Origin of the sequence: Chryseobacterium pennae (genome assembly GCF_003385515.1) — a bacterium.
Lineage (GTDB): Bacteria > Bacteroidota > Bacteroidia > Flavobacteriales > Weeksellaceae > Chryseobacterium > Chryseobacterium pennae.
The window spans coordinates 99,218-119,344 of the sequence record NZ_QNVT01000014.1; the positions used below are offsets into that span (position 1 = coordinate 99,218).

The following is a 20,127-nucleotide window of genomic DNA, read 5'->3' on the forward strand; positions in this document are numbered from 1 at the left end:
ACACAGAAATTACATAGATAGAGGGTCCTGTTTTCGGCAGGTCCTTCCGAACTTCTCCTTCAAAAAAGCCAATGTGGTATACTTGCGATGTAAGACCGATGCGGGCTATCTGGCTTTTTTTGAAACGAATCGGTCTTTTCCCACGGAATTAATTCCGTAGTAAGTCAAGACAACTGAAAAAAAAATCTCATGTTTCAAGAAGATAAGAATCTGCATAAACCAGGAATAGATTCGCCTAAAACAGATATAGTAAATCAAGTAACGAAACAAGCTGATATTGCTGATCCTGCAAAATTTATTTCACAGACAAATAATATAACGGAGACCCAAAAGAATTTTATGAATCAAGTGCAGTTACCCAACGATTCCAATATTATACAGGAAAAAGTTTGGGCAAAGCAGCCTACATCCAAAATTTTTAATGCCCAGGGAATCTCAGAAAATGCGATGGCTGGCATAAATAGAGTTGTAAAACTGGAAATCTTTGTAGAAGGACAGGCCATCAAATTTTTTAAACATTTTAAATTAAGACAAAGTGCCGTAAAACACCATTCATTTGAGATTACATTAGCTCATGATACCCTTGGGAATGCCGAAAACCATAATCTTGAAGCAGCACAAAGTTTTTTAGGAAAACGTATTACCGTTGTATTCAAGTATAAAGATGTGGGAACTAGTCCTGAAAGAAACTTCGTGGGGGTAATTACCGAAGTAGGTTTCAGCCAGGAGAAAGGAAGCCTTGGAAATCTTGTACTGGAAGGCTTTAGCCCTACCATATTATTAGATGCGGCCCCACATATTCAAAGTTTTGGCGGAAAGCAGGAAATGAGTCTCAACAGCATTGCCAGCCAGGTACTGGAAGAAGGATTGGGACAGGGTAAGTTTGATTTTAGAGTAGATGCACGCCACGGAAACGTGTCATACAGCTCACAGTATGAAGAAACGCATTACAATTATCTGGCAAGAATAGCAGAAGCTTACGGCGAACAGTTTTTCTATGATGGTGAAGTATTGCATTTTGGCAAACTGCCACCACAGGAACAGTCCGTAAAACTGGTCTATGGCAGTAACCTGAATGATGTGAAGATTAAAATGAAGGCTCAGCATGTAAACCCTACTTTCTATGGGTATAATAGCAGCAAGAATGAGAAACTGACAACAGGAAGCTCAAAGATTAGCCACACTTCTGACATTGCTAAGCGTGCTTATGAAATCTCAGAAAAGACATTCAAAACACCTTCCTTAAGAATAGCGCCTATTAAAGCATCTTCTTTTATGGATGTGGACGCTTCACAAAAAGGAACTGCCGGAAGTAAGGCTTCGGAAGTATTTGTAACCTCGGGTACTACTACGGTCCCTTTTCTTTATCCTGGCTGTATCGTAGATATTGAAATGCGTAAAACGGATAGTAATGACACTTCCTATTTTACCAAACTTATGTTGATTGAAGTAACTCATGAAGTAGATGCCCGTGGCTATTATGACGGAACCTTTCAAGCTATTGCCTCTGATACAGGATTTATTCCCCGTCCGGAATTTATTTTACCAAAAGCTGAACCCCAGTTTGGAAAAGTAATTTCTAATACAGACCCACAGAATCAGGGACGTGTGCAGATTCAGCTGGATTGGCAAAAAGGACCTGATACCACAGAGTTTATCCGAGTAATGTCTCCTGATGCAGGAAGCAGTGACAAGGTAAATAAGAACCGGGGATTTATGTCTATTCCTGAAGTAGGAGATCAGGTAATTGTGAATTTTGTACATCAGCATCCTGACAGACCTTTTGTAATGGGCGGAATGTTCCACGGAGGTATTGGTGGGGGAGGCGGAAAAGGGAATAATATTAAAAGCCTGAGCAGTAAAAGCGGGAATATTGTAGAACTGAATGATGGTGGCGGTATTACAGTAAGAGATAAAGCACAGAATCAGATTCATGTAGATGGTAGTGGAAATATCAGCTCTTCTTCTTCAACAACAAATACCAGCACTGTTGGAGGTACGAAAGAAAGCCCGGAAGGACAGGCCTCTATGAAAATGGATAATAGCGGAGCTATAGATATTATGGCAAAAACTAATTTTAAAATTGCAGTAGGAGAAGGAAACTCCTTTGAAATTACAAGCGGTGGTAGTGGAACATTAAATTTAACAGCAGATCTTACCATCAATATTGGAGGCAGTATCGTTACACTCTGTAAGGATGGAACCATTAATATCCTTGGTAAAAAAATTACGGTTAACGGAAGTTCGAATGTAACCATTGAAGGTGGTGAGGTAGATGTAAATTAAAACCGGGTGAAAAAATAATAAAAACATTGAAGCATAGTTTAAATAGTAATGGAATATATACAATACGAAATCCAAAAAGGAGATACTTTGGAATCTATTGCCAGCATGCATAATACCACAGTAAGAGAACTGATCCGTTTTCATAATACCCACTGTGGAACAACCCAGATGATAAGGAATGATGTATGGCCGCCTTATTTTCCCAGCATCTATATGATCAATCCGGAAGCAGATATACATACAGCCAGTTCACTGCCGGAAGTATTACCTTATGCCAATAGTTTTGTATATAGCAGACAGGATAGTCATTCGTATGACATACATATTAAAACCAACGTGGTCTTTTTAGGAAAAGAAATATCTGAAAATGAGACGGCAATGCAATGGAATCTGGATTTTAATACACCGAAGCATGGTTATCTTAATAAAAAAGAAACCGGCAGAAAGTCTACAGGATCATTTCCGGAGATCAAATTGGTAAGCACAGTAATGAATGCTCTTAATGAAGCTTCAGATCATCTCTTTTTCCGTCTGGATCCAGCTGGAGAAATTGATGCAGTAATGAATAATCATGAGGTACAGAAACGATGGAAAACAATAAAAGCTGAACGGCTTACAAACGAAGCATTTAATATTCCGGAACTTAAGGAGATGTTCAAAATATGTGATGAAGAATTTGCAGATTTACTTACAAGCCTGAAGAATAATCTGTTGTATACTCTTTTTTTTATACCTACTGGTAAAATGAATCTATCCGGGAATGAAACATTTGCCGATTTATCGGAAAATAAGGTGCTTTCCCAGTTTTTTCAGCCTGCATTCATCCCTTACTCTCTTCAGTATCATGCGGCAGAGGAAGATGGAAGCATTAAAGTTCACCTTGCTGGTGGTACAGATAAAGAAGGGCTGTCTCCACAGTTTGAAAATTCTTTCAAGGAAAAATATGCAGAAATAAGCCAGATCCCTCTGGATTTTGACTATAATATTGAAGGATACTACCTATACAGTATTGAAGGACTGCTTCAGCAGGGCAGGATTTTTGTAAGGGAACAGGTAAACCTCAATTGCTTTTATACGGCAACGTATGAGTTTAAAATAATAAATACATAAGCATATGGGACAATTGTATGTACCCGATGGCACATGGACATTGTGCAGCAACGGTAAAAAGATATTAAAGATACAGGTGACCTCACAGGCTACTATAAAAATAGAAGGAGGTAAGCTTGGCGCTACAGAAAAAGACAGATTCGACGGTAATTTTGTCTGTCCACCCATGATGGCAGCTGGTGCGCTTGTAGGAGCTGTGCTTGCAGGAGCCCTGGTAGCATCCGGGCCCGCTCTGGTAGTATTTGCTGCAGGATTTGCAGGTGCGGTAGCTGGTGGTACTGTATTGGCCAACCACCTACCCAGCGTATGTAGTTTGCTGTGCCGGAGTAATGAATGGACCGCATTGCATCCTAAAGTAAAGCTTGAGAAAAAAAGAGCTCTTTTGGAGAAAGCTACTTTAACCTGTATGTTTGGCGGACTGGTGACTCTAAAGATGCCGAATTATCAGGAGAATATAGATATGGGACTGTTGGGAGGAAATGCGGTGTATGGTGATATAAGTAGTCTTACCGATGAAGAGAAAAATAGAGTGGGGCTTTACCATAATTTAAGTGATAAAGAGATAGCAGATCTAGGCTTAGATCCAAAATTATTTAGAGATCCAAAAGAATCACACTATTATGCAGATTTATATAAAAAAGATGGTAAATATGTGTTGGCATTCAGAGGTACTGACCCTACAAATATGGAAGATATTGGACAGGATCTTACACAAGGTGTTGGAATTAAATCTGATTATTATGACAAATCTGTTAATCTGGTTAATAAAATGAAACAAGCTCGAGATGAAAATGGAAATCTTATTTTTGATGCCAATAATACTGCTATCACAGGACACTCCCTAGGAGGAGGTATGGCGGCGGCGGCAGGTGGTGCTTCAGGTTTTCCTACTTATACTTATAATGCTGCTGGTGTACATAATGCCACATTGAAAAGAAATAAAGTACATCGTGAGGATATGAACCATGTACAAGCTTATAATGGAAGCAGTGATCCATTAAATGCAGTACAGGATAGCCGGGAAGGTGTGCTGAAAACATTAGGATTTGTTGGCAAGCTCGTTAATAAAACAAAAGGACTACCTCGGGCGGCAGGAGAACGTATGGAAGTAGATACGGGATTGCCGTTACAAGGCGCTGGAGGGGGGCACTCTGCTATTAATGTAGTCCGTGCGTTAGAAAAAGAGGCAGCTAATGCAGCAAGCCGTACTGTAATTGCTAAAACCCAATAACAATGACTCTACTAAAAACAATACCGTTAATTTTATTCACATTAATAATGCTAAGCTGTATGGATAGCAATATAAAACAGAACAACATGAAAAAAGAAAATCCACCGGAGAAATTTTTCAAAGGTAATGATCTTAAAATGGCTACAGCCATATATAACAACGATACGGTTGCTATTGAAAACCTTGTGAAAAAAGAAAATTTTGATGTAAACGGTAGAGGAGCTATGATTATACCTGATTATTCAACAACCGATACAGTCCGTTATACTTATCTGAATTATGCAGTTGTGATAGGAGCCCTACCAGCAAGTCGAACCTTGTTGAGATTGGGGGCAGATATTGATCAACCTTGTATCAATGGAGGTGGATACGATGCGAATATAAATTCAGCCTGCAGCAGCCGCAACAAAGAAATGATACAGTTATTAATAGAAAATAAAGCCAATCTTAATCCTAAATTTGGTGAATCTCCTATTAACGATTTACTTATAGGAGATGTTGATAAAGAGTTGATCGATTTATTACTCACAAACGGAGCGAATATCAACTATCAAGCTTACATTGGAGGGGGAACAGTCGTTTCTACTGCGCTAGGCCTTGGAAAGTTTGATTATGTTAATTATTTTTTGGACAAAGGAGCAGACCCCTTGCTCTTAGATGCTAATGGAAATAATTTGGCATCTCTGATCCAAGACGAAATAAATGAGGGACGTTTAAGCGGTTATGGTTTACAAGAGTATAATAAGTTGAAAGAAAGACTGACTGATAAATTTCATATACAATTTCCATTAAAAATCAACAAAAAAACAGAATGGCAAAAAGGGAGAGCCATGGCCATTGCCCGTTACGAAAATCTATCACAAGCAGATAAAGATTTTTTAGGTAAAGATGAAGCCGACAGAAAGAAGAAATGGAAAGATGGTTTAGAAAAATCACTGCAAGAAAGTACTCATTAAATGTAAAACTTAAGATCTTTCTGTCTTAAATTGTAGCCTTTCAATAATTAAAACTGATATTAGAAATCTAAACTTGATAGGTTACTGTATGGGAATAAATAAAAATAATAAAAGACTGCCACTAAAGTACTTTAGTGGCAGTCTTTTATTATAAATAACATTCCTGATTATCTTTAATAAAAACAATCATAGCATTGTATTTTAGCTAAAAAAATTCAATATCCTATAATTGAAACCCCTTTTTTCTGTATATCAAACAAGGAAAAGATTATTTCATAGAAAATTTAATATATTTGTATGTTAAATTATTTTACTGATTGTCAGTGAGTTAATTATTTAGTTCTTTTTATCACTAAAAAAATAGTTGTATGAATCAATTTTATTTCTACATTTGTATAACTAATTTCTTAGTGATATGAGAATTGCTATTTATATATCACTTTAATAATAAATGAAAAGGATATGAAAAACCAGACTTTAACAAAGGCAGAGGAACAGGTAATGCAGTATCTGTGGAAGCTTGAAAAAGGATTTCTTAAAGATGTTCTTGATCTTTTTCCGGAACCGAAACCGCATACCAATACCGTTTCCACTATTTTAAAAGTATTAAAGGACAAGGAATTCGTAGACTATAACGTACACGGAAGGCAGCATGAGTATTTTCCATTGGTCACAAAAGAACAGTACTCAGGAAAGACGATGAAAAGCCTTGTGAAAAATTATTTCAAGGGATCCTATAAAAGTGCTGTTTCATTTCTGGTAGAAAAGAATGAAATGACCGTAGAAGATCTTGAAATGCTGCTCAATGAACTTAAAAACAAAGACGAATAATCATGGAAACTCTACTTCTATACTTTGGAAAAGTAATTTTATGTTCTGGTGTAATGTTTTTGTATTATAAGTTGTCTTTAAAAGACAAGACATTTCATCATTATAACAGATTCTATCTTTTATTGGCAATTGGGATATCACTGTTGCTGCCGCTTATCAAAGTGGATGATTTTACAATAGAGGTTAATAGTGATGTGTATTTGTTGCTTGATAAAATTCAGAATTTTAACACAGAAAAAAACTTAAACAATGGTAACCTTTATTTTAGCATTACTTTTTCAGCTCTGGGACTGGTTTCTCTCTACTTTTTAGGGAAGCTTATTTACGGAATCTTCAGGATTCAGCAGTTTAAGAAACAGTTTCAGAAAGAGAGTTTTGACGGGATCAACTTTTACCGTACAGACTTAACCGAAGCTCCGTTTTCATATTTTAAAAATCTTTTCTGGAAGAATACCATTACTCTGGATTCTGACATTGGAAAGCAGATTTTAAAGCATGAGATGGTTCACATTGAACAGAAACATTCATTCGATAAGATTCTTATTGAAGTGGTTACAGCCGTTTTCTGGTTCAATCCGTTTTTTCATATCATTAAAAGAGAAATTAGTTTAATCCATGAATATCTGGCTGATAAAAAAGCCGTGAAGCATTCGGACACCAAAGCATTTGCGCAGATGCTTTTAGCAAGCCACTTTTCCGGAACACAGTTGCCTGCTGCCAGTCCGTTTCTAAGTTCAAACCTTAAAAAAAGACTTAAGATGTTACAAAAACCAAAAACCAAATTCGGGTATGCGCGTAGAATTCTTGCCTTACCAGTGTTATTTACAGTAGCTTTTGCCTATCTGGTAAACGCTAAGAACAAAGAAATTCAAGAAGCCAATCTTTCTATTAAACAAGCTGTTTCTCAAATCAAGAAAGATACTGTCAATCCTGAAAAATCTGAACAGAAAAAAAGTAAAGAACTTGCAGTGAATTCTCCGGAAGATGAAGCAAAATTGGCCGAACTTCAGAAAAAGATCAGTGAAAAGGAAAAAGAATTGAATACATTGGATCCTAACAGTGCTGCTTTTGAAAACAAAGTTGAAGAAATAAGTAATCTGGCTTCAGAAATAGGAAGTATTACAGCAAACATTGAAACTGAACAATATTTCAACTCTCCTGAATGGAAAAAACAGATGGAAGAGCTTGAAAATATGGATCCTCTGGATAAAAAAGAAATTCGAAAAATTCAAAAAGAAGCTCAAAAAGAAGCTAAGGAAGCACAAAAAGCAGGAAAAGAAGCAGCTAAAATCGGCAGAAAAGCAGCAGAACTGGCCAAAGCCAAAATTGATATGGAAGCTGCAAAAAAGGTAGCTGAACAGGCCAAAATAATAAGTGAAAAAGCCAGACAGGATGCAGAAAATGCAACGAGAAATCTAAATATTAATTTTACAGCATTAAGCAATTCGCCTAAAGTTATAGTTATGCAGGCAGATTTCATCAAAAAAGATGGAAACGGAAATATTACCATGAATGGAGTGAAGAAATATGATTTGAAAGAGTGGGATAATGTTAAATACTTCGTTGATGGAGTTGAAGTTTCCAAAGAAACGGCTAACACTATAAAACCTGAGAATATTACAATGATCAATATTATTAAGGAAAATGTAGTACGTGGTGCACAGAATGAAATAAGAATTCAGACAAAGAAATAAAGTTCAACCAGGCTTTGTCAATGCAATATTGACAAAGCTTTTTTTATCACTCATTATGAAAACTAAAGTTCTATTTTTTATGTTCCTGGGAATTCTGGCCAATGCACAGATCAACAGGTTCTTTTATGAATACAAATTTATTTCCGATTCTAATAATAAAGAAAATGTGAAGAAGGAAATGATGTTGCTGGATATTGATAAAAATGGATCCAATTATTACAGTCACGATAAATTTGTGGCAGATTCCACCGGGCGTGCAGAACTTGAAAAGCAACTGAAAGCCGGAGGCGGAAGTATAAGTGTAAATAGAAGAGAAAAGCTAGGAATGGTTTCCTACAGAGTAACAAAACAATATCCTGATTTTAAAACCTATCTTTTCAGAAGTATTTCCATGGATAAATACAAAATTAAGGAAGATAAAAAACCGGAATGGAAGATTTTACCTGAGAAACAAAAAATAGGAGAATACAACGCTCAGAAAGCAACCACTAGTTTTGGCGGAAGAGACTGGACAGCATGGTTTACAACAGATATTCCTATTCAGGATGGCCCATATGTCTTTTATGGACTTCCGGGGCTTATTGTAAAAATAGAAGATGCCACAGGATCTCACAGCATGAAGCTCATCGGTAATAAAAGCTTAGAGTCTCCGGAGAAAGAGGCAGAGCTTCAGCTTCCGGGAAATGTGAAAATATTGGGATTGGATGGTAAGGATATTGAAGTGACGAAAGACCAGTTTAAAAAAGCCTGGAAAGCCTATGTAAATGATCCCACAAAGAATATGAGAGAAATGATGATGAGAAATGGTGGTGAAGCCGGAGGAAAAGTAGCTTTTAAAGTAAAGACAGCAGATGGAAAGGAGTTTTCTGACCCCAACCAGATTATAAAGGAAATGGAGAAGCGGACTAAAGAGATTCTTCAAAAAGATAACAATCCGATAGAACCGGATCTGGTGAATTAAAATTATCATTTCTTACTACAACTAAACAGGATAATCTCTCGAGTTATCCTGTTTTTGTTTTTACCGACTAATATCTCTATTTTTAAATAACTTTAAACTTAAACCTGTATGACAGAAAAAGAAAAATGTGAAGCCGGACTTTTGTATGACGCCAATTATGATCCGGAGCTGATTCAGGAACGTATAACCTGTAAGGATTTGTGTTTAGAATATAACGGGTTAAAAAATTCTGATACTGAAGGTAGAAAGAAGCTGATCAAAAGAATTTTGGGCAGTACAAAGGAAAATCTATGCATAGAACCCTCTTTTTGGTGTGATTACGGATATAATATTGAAGTGGGGAAGAACTTTTATTCAAACCATAACCTTGTTATTTTAGATTGTGCTAAAGTAAAATTTGGAGATAATGTCTTTATGGGTCCCAACTGCAGTTTTTATACAGCAGGGCATCCGCTTGATGTAAAACAGAGAAATGCCGGATTAGAATACGCTCACCCGATTACTGTAGGTGATAATGTATGGTTCGGTGGGAATGTAGTAGTTTTACCAGGAGTTACCATTGGAAATAATGCTGTAATAGGAGCAGGAAGTGTAGTCACTAAAGATATTCCGGAGAATATGGTTGCCGTAGGAAATCCTTGCAGGGTTGTAAAAAATATTGAAGGAAATGAATAAAAACAAAATCCCGGAACGAAGTTTCGGGATTTTTATATCTGAAATAACAGGCTGTAATTAAGATAATTTCTGAGAATCAGCAATAAACTGTGCCAATCCACTGTCTGTTAATGGGTGCTTTAATAAGCTCAAGATCGGAGGAAGTGGAGAGGTAATAACATCAGCCCCGATTTTAGCACAGTCAATGATGTGCATTGAGTGACGGATAGAAGCTGCTAAGATTTCAGTTTCGAACATATAGTTATCGAAAATTAATCTGATCTCCTGGATAAGGTTTAATCCGTCTGTAGAGATATCATCTAATCTTCCAAGGAACGGAGAAACATAAGTTGCTCCTGCTTTAGCTGCTAAAAGAGCTTGCCCAGAAGAGAAGATCAATGTACAGTTAGTTCTGATTCCTTTATCAGAAAAATATTTTAAAGCTTTGATACCATCCTTAATCATTGGGATTTTTACAACGATATTGGGGTGGATTGCAGCCAATTCGTCTCCTTCTTTAATCATTTCTTCATAGGTTGTAGAAAGTACTTCAGCAGAAATATCTCCGTCTACAATCTCGCAGATCGCTTTATAATGATTTTTGATCGCTTCAGTTCCCTGAATACCTTCTTTAGCCATTAATGAAGGGTTGGTTGTTACACCATCTAAGATTCCAAGATCTTTAGCTTCCTTGATTTGCTCTAAATTAGCTGTGTCAATAAAAAATTTCATTTTGTTAAATAGATTTATTGGTACAAAGATAAGTCATTTAGTTGAGTTCTGAGATATGATTTTTCCAGCCTTGAATTTGGGTGGGAGGGTTAGAGTTTTGGAGTAATAGGGAGGTAAAGTCTACGGAGAGCAAGCAGGAACAGGTAAGTAAAAGGCAAAGAGACAGCCACAAATAGATTTAGTAAATAGGTCCTACATTCCCCTTCTCTGAAGGGGTGGCTTTTTGCAAAGCAAAAAGACGGGGTAGTTTATGCTAAGTAATAATTGTAACAACAAAAGAAATTACAGGGAATATAAAATCTAATGGCTAATTTTGCTTTAACACTCAGAACCAATGAAAAATACCACTTTTACAGCCACCTTAGACATCATAGGAATCAATCCTTTTGTTTTTATTCCCGAAGAAGTTCTGGAAAGAATTTTTATGGCCTCAGGAAGAAATATAAGCCCGATTCCGGTGAAAGGAACAGTGAATGGCAAGGAGTTTCAGCAAAATTTGATGAAATATCTGGGAGAATGGAGGTTGTATGTGAATTTAATAATGTTAAAAAATTCTCCTAAAAGGATTGGAGAAACTGTTGAAATTACGTTGGAATATGATGATTCCGATAGAAGTATTTCCATTCATCCTCACTTGAAACAGGCTATAAAAGAAAGTACTCTGGCTACAGCAAACTTTGAAAAACTGATCCCGTCAAGAAAGCATGAGCTGATCCGTTATATCAATAACCTGAAAACTGAAGCCGCTATTCAGCGTAATATTGAAAAAATCATCAGGCATCTTCATGGAGAAACAGACTTCTTTGGAAAGAAAATTGAATAGGAAATCAACAGGCAGAGATCATATAAAATGAAAAAACAAATCCGGAACACGTCCGGATTTTGCTTTATTTATGAATTTAATGTTTTGCTGAGTTTTACAGCATCCTGATTGCTTGGATCATATTTCAGCGATTGTGCAATATGTTCTTTAGCTTTATTAGGATCACTTTGCTGTTCTGCAAAGGCGATATAAAAGTAGGCATAAGCCAGATTCTTTTTATTTTGCTCCACCTCTTCAGGTTTTACTGTTGCAATATACTTTTCGTAAGCTGTTTTTGCATTGGCATCATCTTTTGCAGACTGATAGGCATATGCCTGACTGTAATAAGAAGGAGCCCAATCAGGTAATAAAACTGATATTTTTTTCCAGGTAGCAATAGCATTGGTCCAGTCTGAAGATTCCTGATAAGCAGCAGCCAGTTTTGCTAATGATTCTGTATCCTTTGGATTGGCTTCGATTTGTTTTTTAAGACCTTCAATAGTAGGATTGGTTGATTGAGTGGCAACAGCTGCTTGATTTGCTGTGTTATTGGCACTGTCAGTCTGAGTGGTTTGTGCGCTTACCAAACCTGCGCTTCCTACAAGAATTAAACCTGCAAATAGGTTTTTGATGTTAACTTTCGGCATTTTCATAATCTTATATTTTATAATTCAGATTTCTAAAATTCAAGAATAATTCCAGAAAAGCTAAAATTTTAGAGGCTTTAAGTTTTTTTAGAAAATATTAACGGGATTGATGTTTTTTTTAGATTAATTTTTGATTCGATGAGGATTGAGGTATCTTTGTCATTCAACTATTTTTTAATTAATCATTTCATCACATGAATATCATATTAGCGTCAACATCCACACTTTTTGGTGGAGAATATCTGGAATATTTAAGAGGAGAATTAATTCAGTTATATGCAGGAATTGACGAAATTGTGTTTGTTCCTTTTGCAAGACCGGGTGGAATTTCCCATGATGAGTATACGGCAAAAGCCCGTTCTTTTTTCGAAAGCATTAATATTAAAGTAAAAGGCCTTCACGAATTTGAAGATAAAAAAGAAGCTTTAAACCAGGCAAAAGGATTCTTTACAGGCGGTGGAAATACATTTTTATTGGTTAAAACATTACATGAAGAAGGATTGATGTCTGTTTTAAAAGAAAATGTAACCAACGGGAAGCCTTATTTAGGATGTAGCGCAGGAAGTAATATCGGCGGGCAGAATATGAAAACAACGAATGATATGCCAATCGTTTATCCGCCAAGTTTCGATTGTATGGGACTGGTTCCGTTCAATCTTAATCCGCATTATCTTGATCCAAACCCTGATTTAAAACATAATGGAGAGACAAGAGAAACCCGGATTATGGAATTCCTTACTCAGAATGATATCAAGGTAGTGGGTCTCAGAGAAGGAAACTGGATCAGAAGAATTAATGACACAATTACCGTAGAAGGAAGTGAACTGACCAGAATTTTTGAAAAAGGAAAAGAACCTTACGAAATAGAAGCAGGAAGTAAAGTGTAATGAGGCAGGAAGATATCAGCCATTTTATAGAACGCAATCTGAAGAATTTTTCAGTGAACAGTACCGGTTGGAATGATCTGATCGGGAAAATGCTGACTGAACTGGCTGTCGCAGGATGGAATATGGAGCATGATGTTTTTGGAAAAGAAAAATTCGGTGAACTGCGTTGCTATATGTATTCTGAGAATGAAAAATTAAATGCTGCTCTTAAAAAGATCACAGATAAATATTTGGGGTTATCCCAAAAAGTCTGTGAAATTTGTGGACATGATGGCAAAATAAGAACAGTAGGCTCCTGGCAAACCACTTTATGCCTGAGTCATTTTCTTGAGCAGAAACCGGTAATAGACATTGATGCCGAGCAGAACGTTATATACAGGGAGAAGACATTTCTGAATATTAAAGACGTAGTGAAAGCAGAAGTGGAACTTGATCTTCAGGAATTAAGTCTTCACACAAAGGAAACTACTTATACTGATGAACCGTTCTGTTTTTCCTGGCAGGAACCGAATTATTATCTGCTTTTAAAAACAATTCCCATACATCTGTTTCCTGAAGATATTCAAAACAGGATTTCAGATCTGTTTCAAAATCTGAAAGACTGTGAAATATGTGGTTACAGAGCGCTTTATCATAACTCCTGTTTACGTTGTTGTAATGAACCCTGGGAAGGCAGTCAATATCACCTTGAAGACTATGGAGAAAAATCAAATTATATCAAAGCTTGTCAAATGGATATTTTCATAGACGAGGATGATTATGAGAAATATTTTAAATATGACCGTTCTTTTGAGAAAATTTCAGATCATCAGATACTTTTTACTCCAGATGATCTTGAGGAATATAAGAAGCTTTTATTTTAACTATATTTGATTTAGAATAATAAAACCTGAACCACAGCTCTGCAAAATATAAATTTGTTTCTGGCTGTGCTTCAGGGATATCAGCAAAAGTTTAGCACAAAACAATAATGCAATGAAAAAAACACTTGCAGTTCTCATGCTTTCTGTACAGATCGTTTCGGCTCAGAATATGGCCCAGAAATTAGATAAGGCAACCAAAGATCTTATGGATTCTTCAGGGGCAGTGGCTTCCAACTTATCATTTTATGTATCCGATGAAAGTGGTAATTTTATATACGAATATCAAGGAAGTAAAGGACTTTCCACAGCTTCTACCCAAAAAATATTTACCGCAGGCGCAGCATTGGAGACATTAGGGAAAAATTATACCTATACTACCACTTCAGGTTATTCCGGAAGTGTATCCGGAGGTACTCTGAACGGAAATCTTTTTATCAGTTCCAACGGTGATCCTACCTTGGGAAGCTGGCGATATGAAGCTTACAAACCTGAGAATTTTAAGAAGAAACTGATCGATGCCATTAAAAACTCAGGCATTACAAAGATTTCAGGAGACCTGGTGATTGATGATTCTTATTTTGACCATCAGACCATTCCCGGCGGATGGCCGTGGGATGATCTTGGAAATTACTACGGAGCAGGAGTCTGGGGAATCAACTGGCGGGAAAATCAGTTTGATATCAACATCAACGGAACAGATTTTAAAAGCTTTTCTTATCCATTGGAAGGTGTAAAATGGCTGAATGACCTGAAAGCAGGTGGAAATTCAGACCAGAGTTTAATCTTCACAGCTCCTCATTCCAATGTAGCAATGATTAATGGAATGCTTCCGGGAGGGAAAACGGTAACCGTTTCCGGATCTGCACCTAATCCACCTTTACAATTGGCTACAGAAATAAAGCAATGGTTAAAAGAATCCGGAATTGAACTTTCCGGAAAAGCGGTGACCAATTCACAGCTTGAATTAGAGGGAAAACAGGCACTGGAAGCTCCAAAGAGTAATGTTATTCTTACCTACCAATCTCCAACTCTGGATAAAATTGTGTACTGGTTTTTGAGAAAAAGCGTCAATCTGTATGGAGAAACGATGATTAAGACTCTGGGAAAAGAGAAGAAAGGAAATCCAAGCTTTAAAAGTGGAGTGGCTTACTTAAAAGAATTCTGGAAATCAAAGGGAATTAACCCGAATATGATCAACTTTGCTGATGGAAGTGGACTTTCTCCACAGAATTATGTAGCAGCAAAAGCTGAGGTACAGGCTCTTTTATATGCTAAAAAACAAACCTGGTTTGAGTCTTACTATGATGGATTCCCGGTTCAGGATAATGGAATGAAGATGAAAAGCGGAACGATGAGGGACACCAAATCTTTTGCAGGCTATCATACCGCAAAAGATGGGAAAAAATATGTGTTTTCAATTATTATCAATAACTATCAGGGGAGTGGAAGTGCAGAGCTGCAGAAAATTCTTAATGTTTTAAAATAAATATCCTTGAGGAAATCTATACTAACCAGATTGAATAACTGGATCATTTTTGTTGTCATGACCACTTTGGTTATCGCCATTGTAGTTTCTTCTACAGCATTAATTAATTTTCTGAGAAAAGAGGAGATTAAAAGAATCAGCCTGCTTTCCAAAGCGATCAGAATACAACAGGAAGTGAAAACTCCGGATACCGATGTCCTGGACCTGCTGCCTGAGATCCTGAATATTAATAATACCATTCCGTTCATTGTAACAGATAAATATAAAAATCCTATCCTGGATCTCGGATATTACCGTAATATTCCTGAAAGCACGATCAAAAACCCGGAAAAACTTCATAATCTGATCGTGAATATGGAGAAAAATTACGATCCGATTGAAATCAAAGTCCCGGATGGGAATAATCAGTTTGTGTATTATGACAATTCACGGTTACTTAATAATCTACGGTATTCACCTTATATTTTAGGGCTGTTTATTCTGCTGTATTTTGGATTTACATTCTGGTTTTTTAAGACCATTAAAAAGACTGATGAAGGGTATCTTTGGGCAGGGCTTGCCAAAGAAACAGCCCATCAGATCGGAACTCCTTTATCTTCCATGATCGGATGGATGGAAATTATGAAGCTGGAAAACCCGGATTCTGAGGGAGTGCATGAAATAGAAAAAGACATAGAAAGATTAAGAACCATTTCCGAACGTTTCTCAAAAATAGGTTCCGTTCCGGAGCTTAATGATATGAACTTCAATGAAACGATTCAGGAAAACTATGATTATTTAAAGACCAGGATCTCTAGAAAAGTTGATTTTACCCTTCACCTTCCTACTTATATCGTGTTGGTTCCCCATAATAAAATCCTGATGAGCTGGGTTATTGAAAATCTGGTGAAAAATGCTGTGGATGCCATGAAAGGAGAGGGAACGATTGTAATGTCCGTTTTTGAAAGAAATAAAAATATTCTTATTGAAGTAAAAGATAATGGAAGCGGGATGACGAGCCAGCAGGCAAGAAATGCTTTTAAACCTGGATATTCTACCAAGAAAAGAGGTTGGGGATTAGGATTGTCATTGGCCCAAAGAGTAATTCACGAATATCACAATGGTGATATTAAGATTTCCCAGACAGAAGTAGGAAAAGGAACCACCTTCAGAATTACGATTAAAAAAGGATAGGCTTAATATGAACATCTAAGAAAAACAAAAGCGGGGAAAATATCCCCGCTTTCTCATTTATTTTTTACCAGTTAACCACTGTGTTTGTAGTTTTAGTTCTTCCGGAGTCGGATTGGCTTTAAACTGGATTTTTTCCTTGTCTATTTTATCAAGAATAGCTTTTCCTTTAAGAGTCATTTTTTCATTTTTACCGGCATTGTCTCTTAAAATTGTTACCGTTACTTCCTGACCCTCTTTAATGGTTCTGGTATAGCCCATTAAATCTGCCAGCTTGTTGATGTCGATTACTCTTCCATCTATAGCAAGTACCTTATCTGTAATTTTAAACCCAACGCTTTTTGCAAATGGAGATAAAGCTGCATCTTCATCAAATGCTAATGCTTGGGTTCCCGGATCGTAACCTGTTTGAGTAGGATCTTTAATAAACCAGAAAATAGGAGGAAGTTCCTTTTTGCTTACTTCTACTCCTACCATTTTCAGGTATTCTGCGTAAGGTGTAGGCTGGTTTCCTGCAATATATTTATTATAAAAGTCCTTTATCTGAGGGTAGCCTGTTACAGTTACCAGTTCATCAATCAGCTTATCATCCTTGAACGGTTTATTTTCTCCGAACCTTTGGGATAATTTTCTGATCATATCACGATAGCCCATTTCTCCATTGGATAGCTTTCTTAGTTCAATATCCATACACATGGCCAGAAGAGCTCCTTTTTCATAGACATTTCTGTACTGATCTTTATAAGCATCCTGCAGTACATTTTTACTCATTACCGTAAATGGCATAGTATCATTATACTTCTTGGAATTATTAATCTTTTCTCCGATTCTTTTAAGAAACTCCTCTTTGTTAATAAGCCCTTCCTGGATCTGGAACAGGTTTGCAAAATATTCAGTTCCGCCTTCGTACATCCATAAATGCTGAGACATTTTTGGATCAGCATAATTAAAATAATGGATTTCTTCGGAATGGGTCTTCAAAGGATTAACGGTATGGAAGAATTCATGAGAAACCACATCGGTAATGGTTTGGTCAATGGCTTCTTTAGGCATTCCTTCAGGAAGCACTACACTTGTAGATTCGTGATGTTCCAATGCTCCAAAACCATGAACATCAGGACCATCACCACCGGATAGGTAAAGCATGATCGCATACTTTTTATTGGTGTTCATATCCCCAAGGAATTTCTTCTGAGCCACTACCATTTTTTCAAGATTATCCTTGAAATCTGAGGCCTTATATTTTCCGGTCGGAGAATAAACTCCCAATACAAGATCCATTCCGCCTGCATTGAAGGTGATATAATCCGGTTTGGTGTACATCAGTGGTGAATCTGTCACCTTGGCATAGTTGGCAAGTGTATAGGTATCTGTAGATTCTGATTTATCCTGATCTACCAATGCCGTAGTTCCGTAGAAATCAGTGGGTTTTTGAACAATCAACTGATAAGGGACATCCTGCATATTTTCAATATATCCTACGAAACCATGGGTATTGATCATATAGACTTTTCCTGCTTCAATATCAGTTCCTGAAGGAGAGAATACAGCTTTATGCTTTGAGGTATCTGTTTCTTCATCGAAGCTGTCGTTCACAAGATAAGAGACCTTGCTCAGGTTTTGGGCGTTTTTTAATGAATAGCTATTATCGTTAACTTTTGTAAAAGCTAATTCTTTTCCTTTATTATCGTAAAACTTAATGCCCTCTATAAATCTTCCGTAATCATCTACAGAATAAGTTCCCGGAACCGTTTTGGGAAAGTGAAATTTAATATCTCCCGATTTCATTTTCGGGAATTCCATTGTAACGGCTACTTTATCATCTTTTACATTAACGAGGTCAATAGTGGTCTTTATAGACTGTGCATTTGCTAAAAAAGCGGCAAAAAGGCCTAAGCTAAGTGCTGTTTTTCTCATTAGGTTTAAATTTTATAGTTAAATAGTTGTTTTATTTCTGATTTTGTTACGGAGTGGAGTATTAAACTTTTCTTAAAGTTTTTAGTGTAAAAGAAAAAAGACAAATTTACAGCATGGTAAACTTGTCTTTTTTGTTAATCTATTGAACGTTCAAATAATTAATATAATAGTTTTTGTTCCATTCAACAGGAGTATTTTTCTTAAGCTTCACTGCTTGCCATTCTTCAGTTGGATTTATCGTCTGATCTCCATTGATGATGACCGGAAGCTTCAGGTTTTTCACTACATCTGTATATCTGAATTTCAATGTATCTCCGTTTTGAGAGTATTCAAGCGTAGGAATTTTGATGGTTCTCAGATACTGGTCAAAAACCGTAGAGAAATCAATACCTGCCTTTGATGAAATATAATCTTCAATCTGTTTTGTGGTAACGGTCTGATGATAGAAATCTTTGCCCAGTCCTCTTAAGATCTGTCTGAATTTTTCATCATTATTGATTACCTGTCTTATGGTATGAAGCATATTGGCTCCTTTCGGATACATATCACCGCTTCCTTCATTTCTTACACCATACTTTCCGATAATAGGAATATCATTGTGAATATTTCCTCTAATACCAATAAGATATAGATCTGCAGACTTTTTATCCAGATAGTTTTCTGTAAAAAGTACCTCTGAATACATTGTGAAGCTCTCATGGATCCACATATCTGCCTCATCCTTTGCAGTAATATTGTTGGCAAACCATTCGTGGCCACTTTCATGAATGATGATATAATCCCATTTCAGACCAACTCCTGTTCCTGAAAGATCTTTTCCGCGGTAACCGTTTTGATAGCCATTTCCATAGGCTACATTACTCTGGTGTTCCATTCCCAGATAAGGAGAATCTACCAGTTTATAGGAATCTTCATAGAAAGGATAAGGGCCGAACCAGTGTTCAAATGCGGATAACATTGGTTTTACCTGCTCAAACTGTTTCTTTGCTTTTTCCAGGTTATAGTCAAGAACCCAGTAATCCAAATCCAGTTTTCCTTTTTCACCGTCAAAAGTATCTTTAAAATTTACGTACTTACCAATGTTCGGAATAATGGAGTAGTCATTGATAGGGTTTTTTACTTCCCAGGTATAAGTCGTCTTATTACCGGTGGTTTTTTTATCAATCAATCTTCCGTTTCCAATGCCTACAAGATCATTTGGTGTAATAATCTTCATCACAATCCCATTATCTGGCTCATCGCTCCAGATATCTTTAGTCGGAAGCCAGATAGAAGACCCGATTCCCTGTACAGCAGGACTCATCCATGGGTGTCCCTTTTCATCTTTAGTGAAAACCCATCCGCCATCCCATGGGGCATTTTGGGCAATAAGAGGATTTCCGGAATAATCTACATCAATAGTATATTTTTCTCCCTTTTTGAACTTTTTCTTTGCAGTGATCAATATAAAATCTCCATCCTGCTTATAGTTGGCAATAGGAAAGCTGGCTGTTACTTTTCCGGCTTTCATCGGTTGCTGAAGATCAATCTGAAATACAGGATTGGTAACATCCTTTATGATCTGAAAGCTGATCTTATTCGTTCCTTTAATGCTTTTCTGCTCAAAATCAGGTTCTACGGAAAAATCATATTTTTTGACATCCCAGAAATTTCTGAATTGCGTATTGGAGCCTTTTAATGTATCTTGTTTACTATAAACTTTGTCTTTTTCAAAGAGCTGCCCAAAGGCAATTCCGGAAACAAATAAAAGGGTGTATGACAGCTTTTTCATGTAAAATTAAATTAATAATCTTTCCAAAAGTATAAAATTAAATTAACAGCTGGATAGGGATAGTGCGAAAATAATGAGTAAAAGAAAGATTGATGTTCTACATAACGTGTTTAGCCGGATAAACTATTG

The 20,127-nt window shown here is 36.6% G+C and carries 17 protein-coding genes; 13 read left to right on the forward strand and 4 right to left on the reverse strand.

Annotation, left to right across the window (positions count from 1 at the left end; all coding sequences use genetic code 11):
- Positions 1–339: 339 nt before the first annotated feature.
- The 8 genes from DRF65_RS15355 to DRF65_RS15390 all read left to right on the forward strand — a co-directional run bounded on the left by DRF65_RS15355 (position 340) and on the right by DRF65_RS15390 (position 9,744).
- The gene (locus DRF65_RS15355) at positions 340–2,286 is read left to right on the forward strand and encodes a type VI secretion system Vgr family protein (protein WP_228438743.1); all 1,947 of its coding nucleotides are present in this window, start codon (positions 340–342) and stop codon (positions 2,284–2,286) included.
- Between the two features lie 48 nt (positions 2,287–2,334).
- Positions 2,335–3,396 (forward strand): LysM peptidoglycan-binding domain-containing protein, encoded by a 1,062-nt coding sequence (locus DRF65_RS15360; protein WP_115971638.1) that lies wholly within the window; start codon positions 2,335–2,337, stop codon positions 3,394–3,396.
- A 4-nt stretch (positions 3,397–3,400) separates the two neighbouring features.
- Positions 3,401–4,627 carry a PAAR-like protein gene (locus DRF65_RS15365; RefSeq protein ID WP_115971639.1) on the forward strand — a complete coding sequence of 409 codons (1,227 nt, stop codon included), beginning with the start codon at positions 3,401–3,403 and terminating at the stop codon, positions 4,625–4,627.
- 86 nt (positions 4,628–4,713) lie between these two features.
- On the forward strand, positions 4,714–5,583 hold the full coding sequence (locus DRF65_RS15370) for an ankyrin repeat domain-containing protein (protein ID WP_123947361.1): 870 nt from the start codon (positions 4,714–4,716) through the stop codon (positions 5,581–5,583).
- Positions 5,584–6,045: 462 nt separating this feature from the next.
- The gene (locus tag DRF65_RS15375) at positions 6,046–6,414 is read left to right on the forward strand and encodes a BlaI/MecI/CopY family transcriptional regulator (protein WP_115971641.1); all 369 of its coding nucleotides are present in this window, start codon (positions 6,046–6,048) and stop codon (positions 6,412–6,414) included.
- A 2-nt stretch (positions 6,415–6,416) separates the two neighbouring features.
- Positions 6,417–8,108 carry a M56 family metallopeptidase gene (locus DRF65_RS15380; protein ID WP_115971642.1) on the forward strand — a complete coding sequence of 564 codons (1,692 nt, stop codon included), beginning with the start codon at positions 6,417–6,419 and terminating at the stop codon, positions 8,106–8,108.
- A 55-nt stretch (positions 8,109–8,163) separates the two neighbouring features.
- Positions 8,164–9,069 (forward strand): GLPGLI family protein, encoded by a 906-nt coding sequence (locus DRF65_RS15385; protein WP_115971643.1) that lies wholly within the window; start codon positions 8,164–8,166, stop codon positions 9,067–9,069.
- Between the two features lie 108 nt (positions 9,070–9,177).
- Positions 9,178–9,744, forward strand: coding sequence for a sugar O-acetyltransferase (locus DRF65_RS15390; RefSeq protein WP_115971644.1), 567 nt, complete (start codon positions 9,178–9,180; stop codon positions 9,742–9,744).
- 57 nt (positions 9,745–9,801) lie between these two features.
- On the opposite strand, the gene fsa is transcribed toward DRF65_RS15390, so the two are convergent.
- Positions 9,802–10,455, reverse strand: a complete 654-nt coding sequence (gene fsa, locus DRF65_RS15395) for a fructose-6-phosphate aldolase (protein WP_115971645.1) — start codon at positions 10,453–10,455, stop codon at positions 9,802–9,804.
- Between the two features lie 334 nt (positions 10,456–10,789).
- Between fsa and DRF65_RS15400 the strand changes: the two genes are divergently transcribed.
- On the forward strand, positions 10,790–11,278 hold the full coding sequence (locus tag DRF65_RS15400) for a YdeI/OmpD-associated family protein (protein ID WP_115971646.1): 489 nt from the start codon (positions 10,790–10,792) through the stop codon (positions 11,276–11,278).
- Positions 11,279–11,346: 68 nt separating this feature from the next.
- Here the strand turns inward: DRF65_RS15400 and DRF65_RS15405 are convergent, their stop codons facing one another.
- Entirely contained in the window at positions 11,347–11,910 is a 564-nt protein-coding gene (locus tag DRF65_RS15405) for a tetratricopeptide repeat protein (protein ID WP_115971647.1), read from the reverse strand.
- 188 nt (positions 11,911–12,098) lie between these two features.
- Between DRF65_RS15405 and pepE the strand changes: the two genes are divergently transcribed.
- From pepE to DRF65_RS15425, 4 genes are all read left to right on the forward strand, one after another.
- Positions 12,099–12,791: a dipeptidase PepE gene (gene pepE, locus DRF65_RS15410; RefSeq protein WP_115971648.1), complete on the forward strand. Its 693-nt coding sequence runs from the start codon at positions 12,099–12,101 to the stop codon at positions 12,789–12,791.
- Positions 12,791–13,654 carry a hypothetical protein gene (locus DRF65_RS15415; RefSeq protein ID WP_115971649.1) on the forward strand — a complete coding sequence of 288 codons (864 nt, stop codon included), beginning with the start codon at positions 12,791–12,793 and terminating at the stop codon, positions 13,652–13,654. Before pepE ends, DRF65_RS15415 begins: the two co-directional genes overlap by 1 nt.
- A gap of 112 nt (positions 13,655–13,766) precedes the next feature.
- Positions 13,767–15,140, forward strand: coding sequence for a D-alanyl-D-alanine carboxypeptidase/D-alanyl-D-alanine endopeptidase (dacB, locus tag DRF65_RS15420; protein ID WP_115971650.1), 1,374 nt, complete (start codon positions 13,767–13,769; stop codon positions 15,138–15,140).
- Between the two features lie 6 nt (positions 15,141–15,146).
- Positions 15,147–16,313: a sensor histidine kinase gene (locus DRF65_RS15425; protein WP_115971651.1), complete on the forward strand. Its 1,167-nt coding sequence runs from the start codon at positions 15,147–15,149 to the stop codon at positions 16,311–16,313.
- 57 nt (positions 16,314–16,370) lie between these two features.
- Here the strand turns inward: DRF65_RS15425 and DRF65_RS15430 are convergent, their stop codons facing one another.
- Positions 16,371–18,227 carry a M61 family metallopeptidase gene (locus tag DRF65_RS15430; RefSeq protein WP_115971652.1) on the reverse strand — a complete coding sequence of 619 codons (1,857 nt, stop codon included), beginning with the start codon at positions 18,225–18,227 and terminating at the stop codon, positions 16,371–16,373.
- A 139-nt stretch (positions 18,228–18,366) separates the two neighbouring features.
- A complete protein-coding gene (locus DRF65_RS15435) occupies positions 18,367–19,998 on the reverse strand; it encodes a M1 family metallopeptidase (protein WP_115971653.1) in 1,632 nt (543 codons plus the stop codon).
- Positions 19,999–20,127 lie beyond the last annotated feature (129 nt).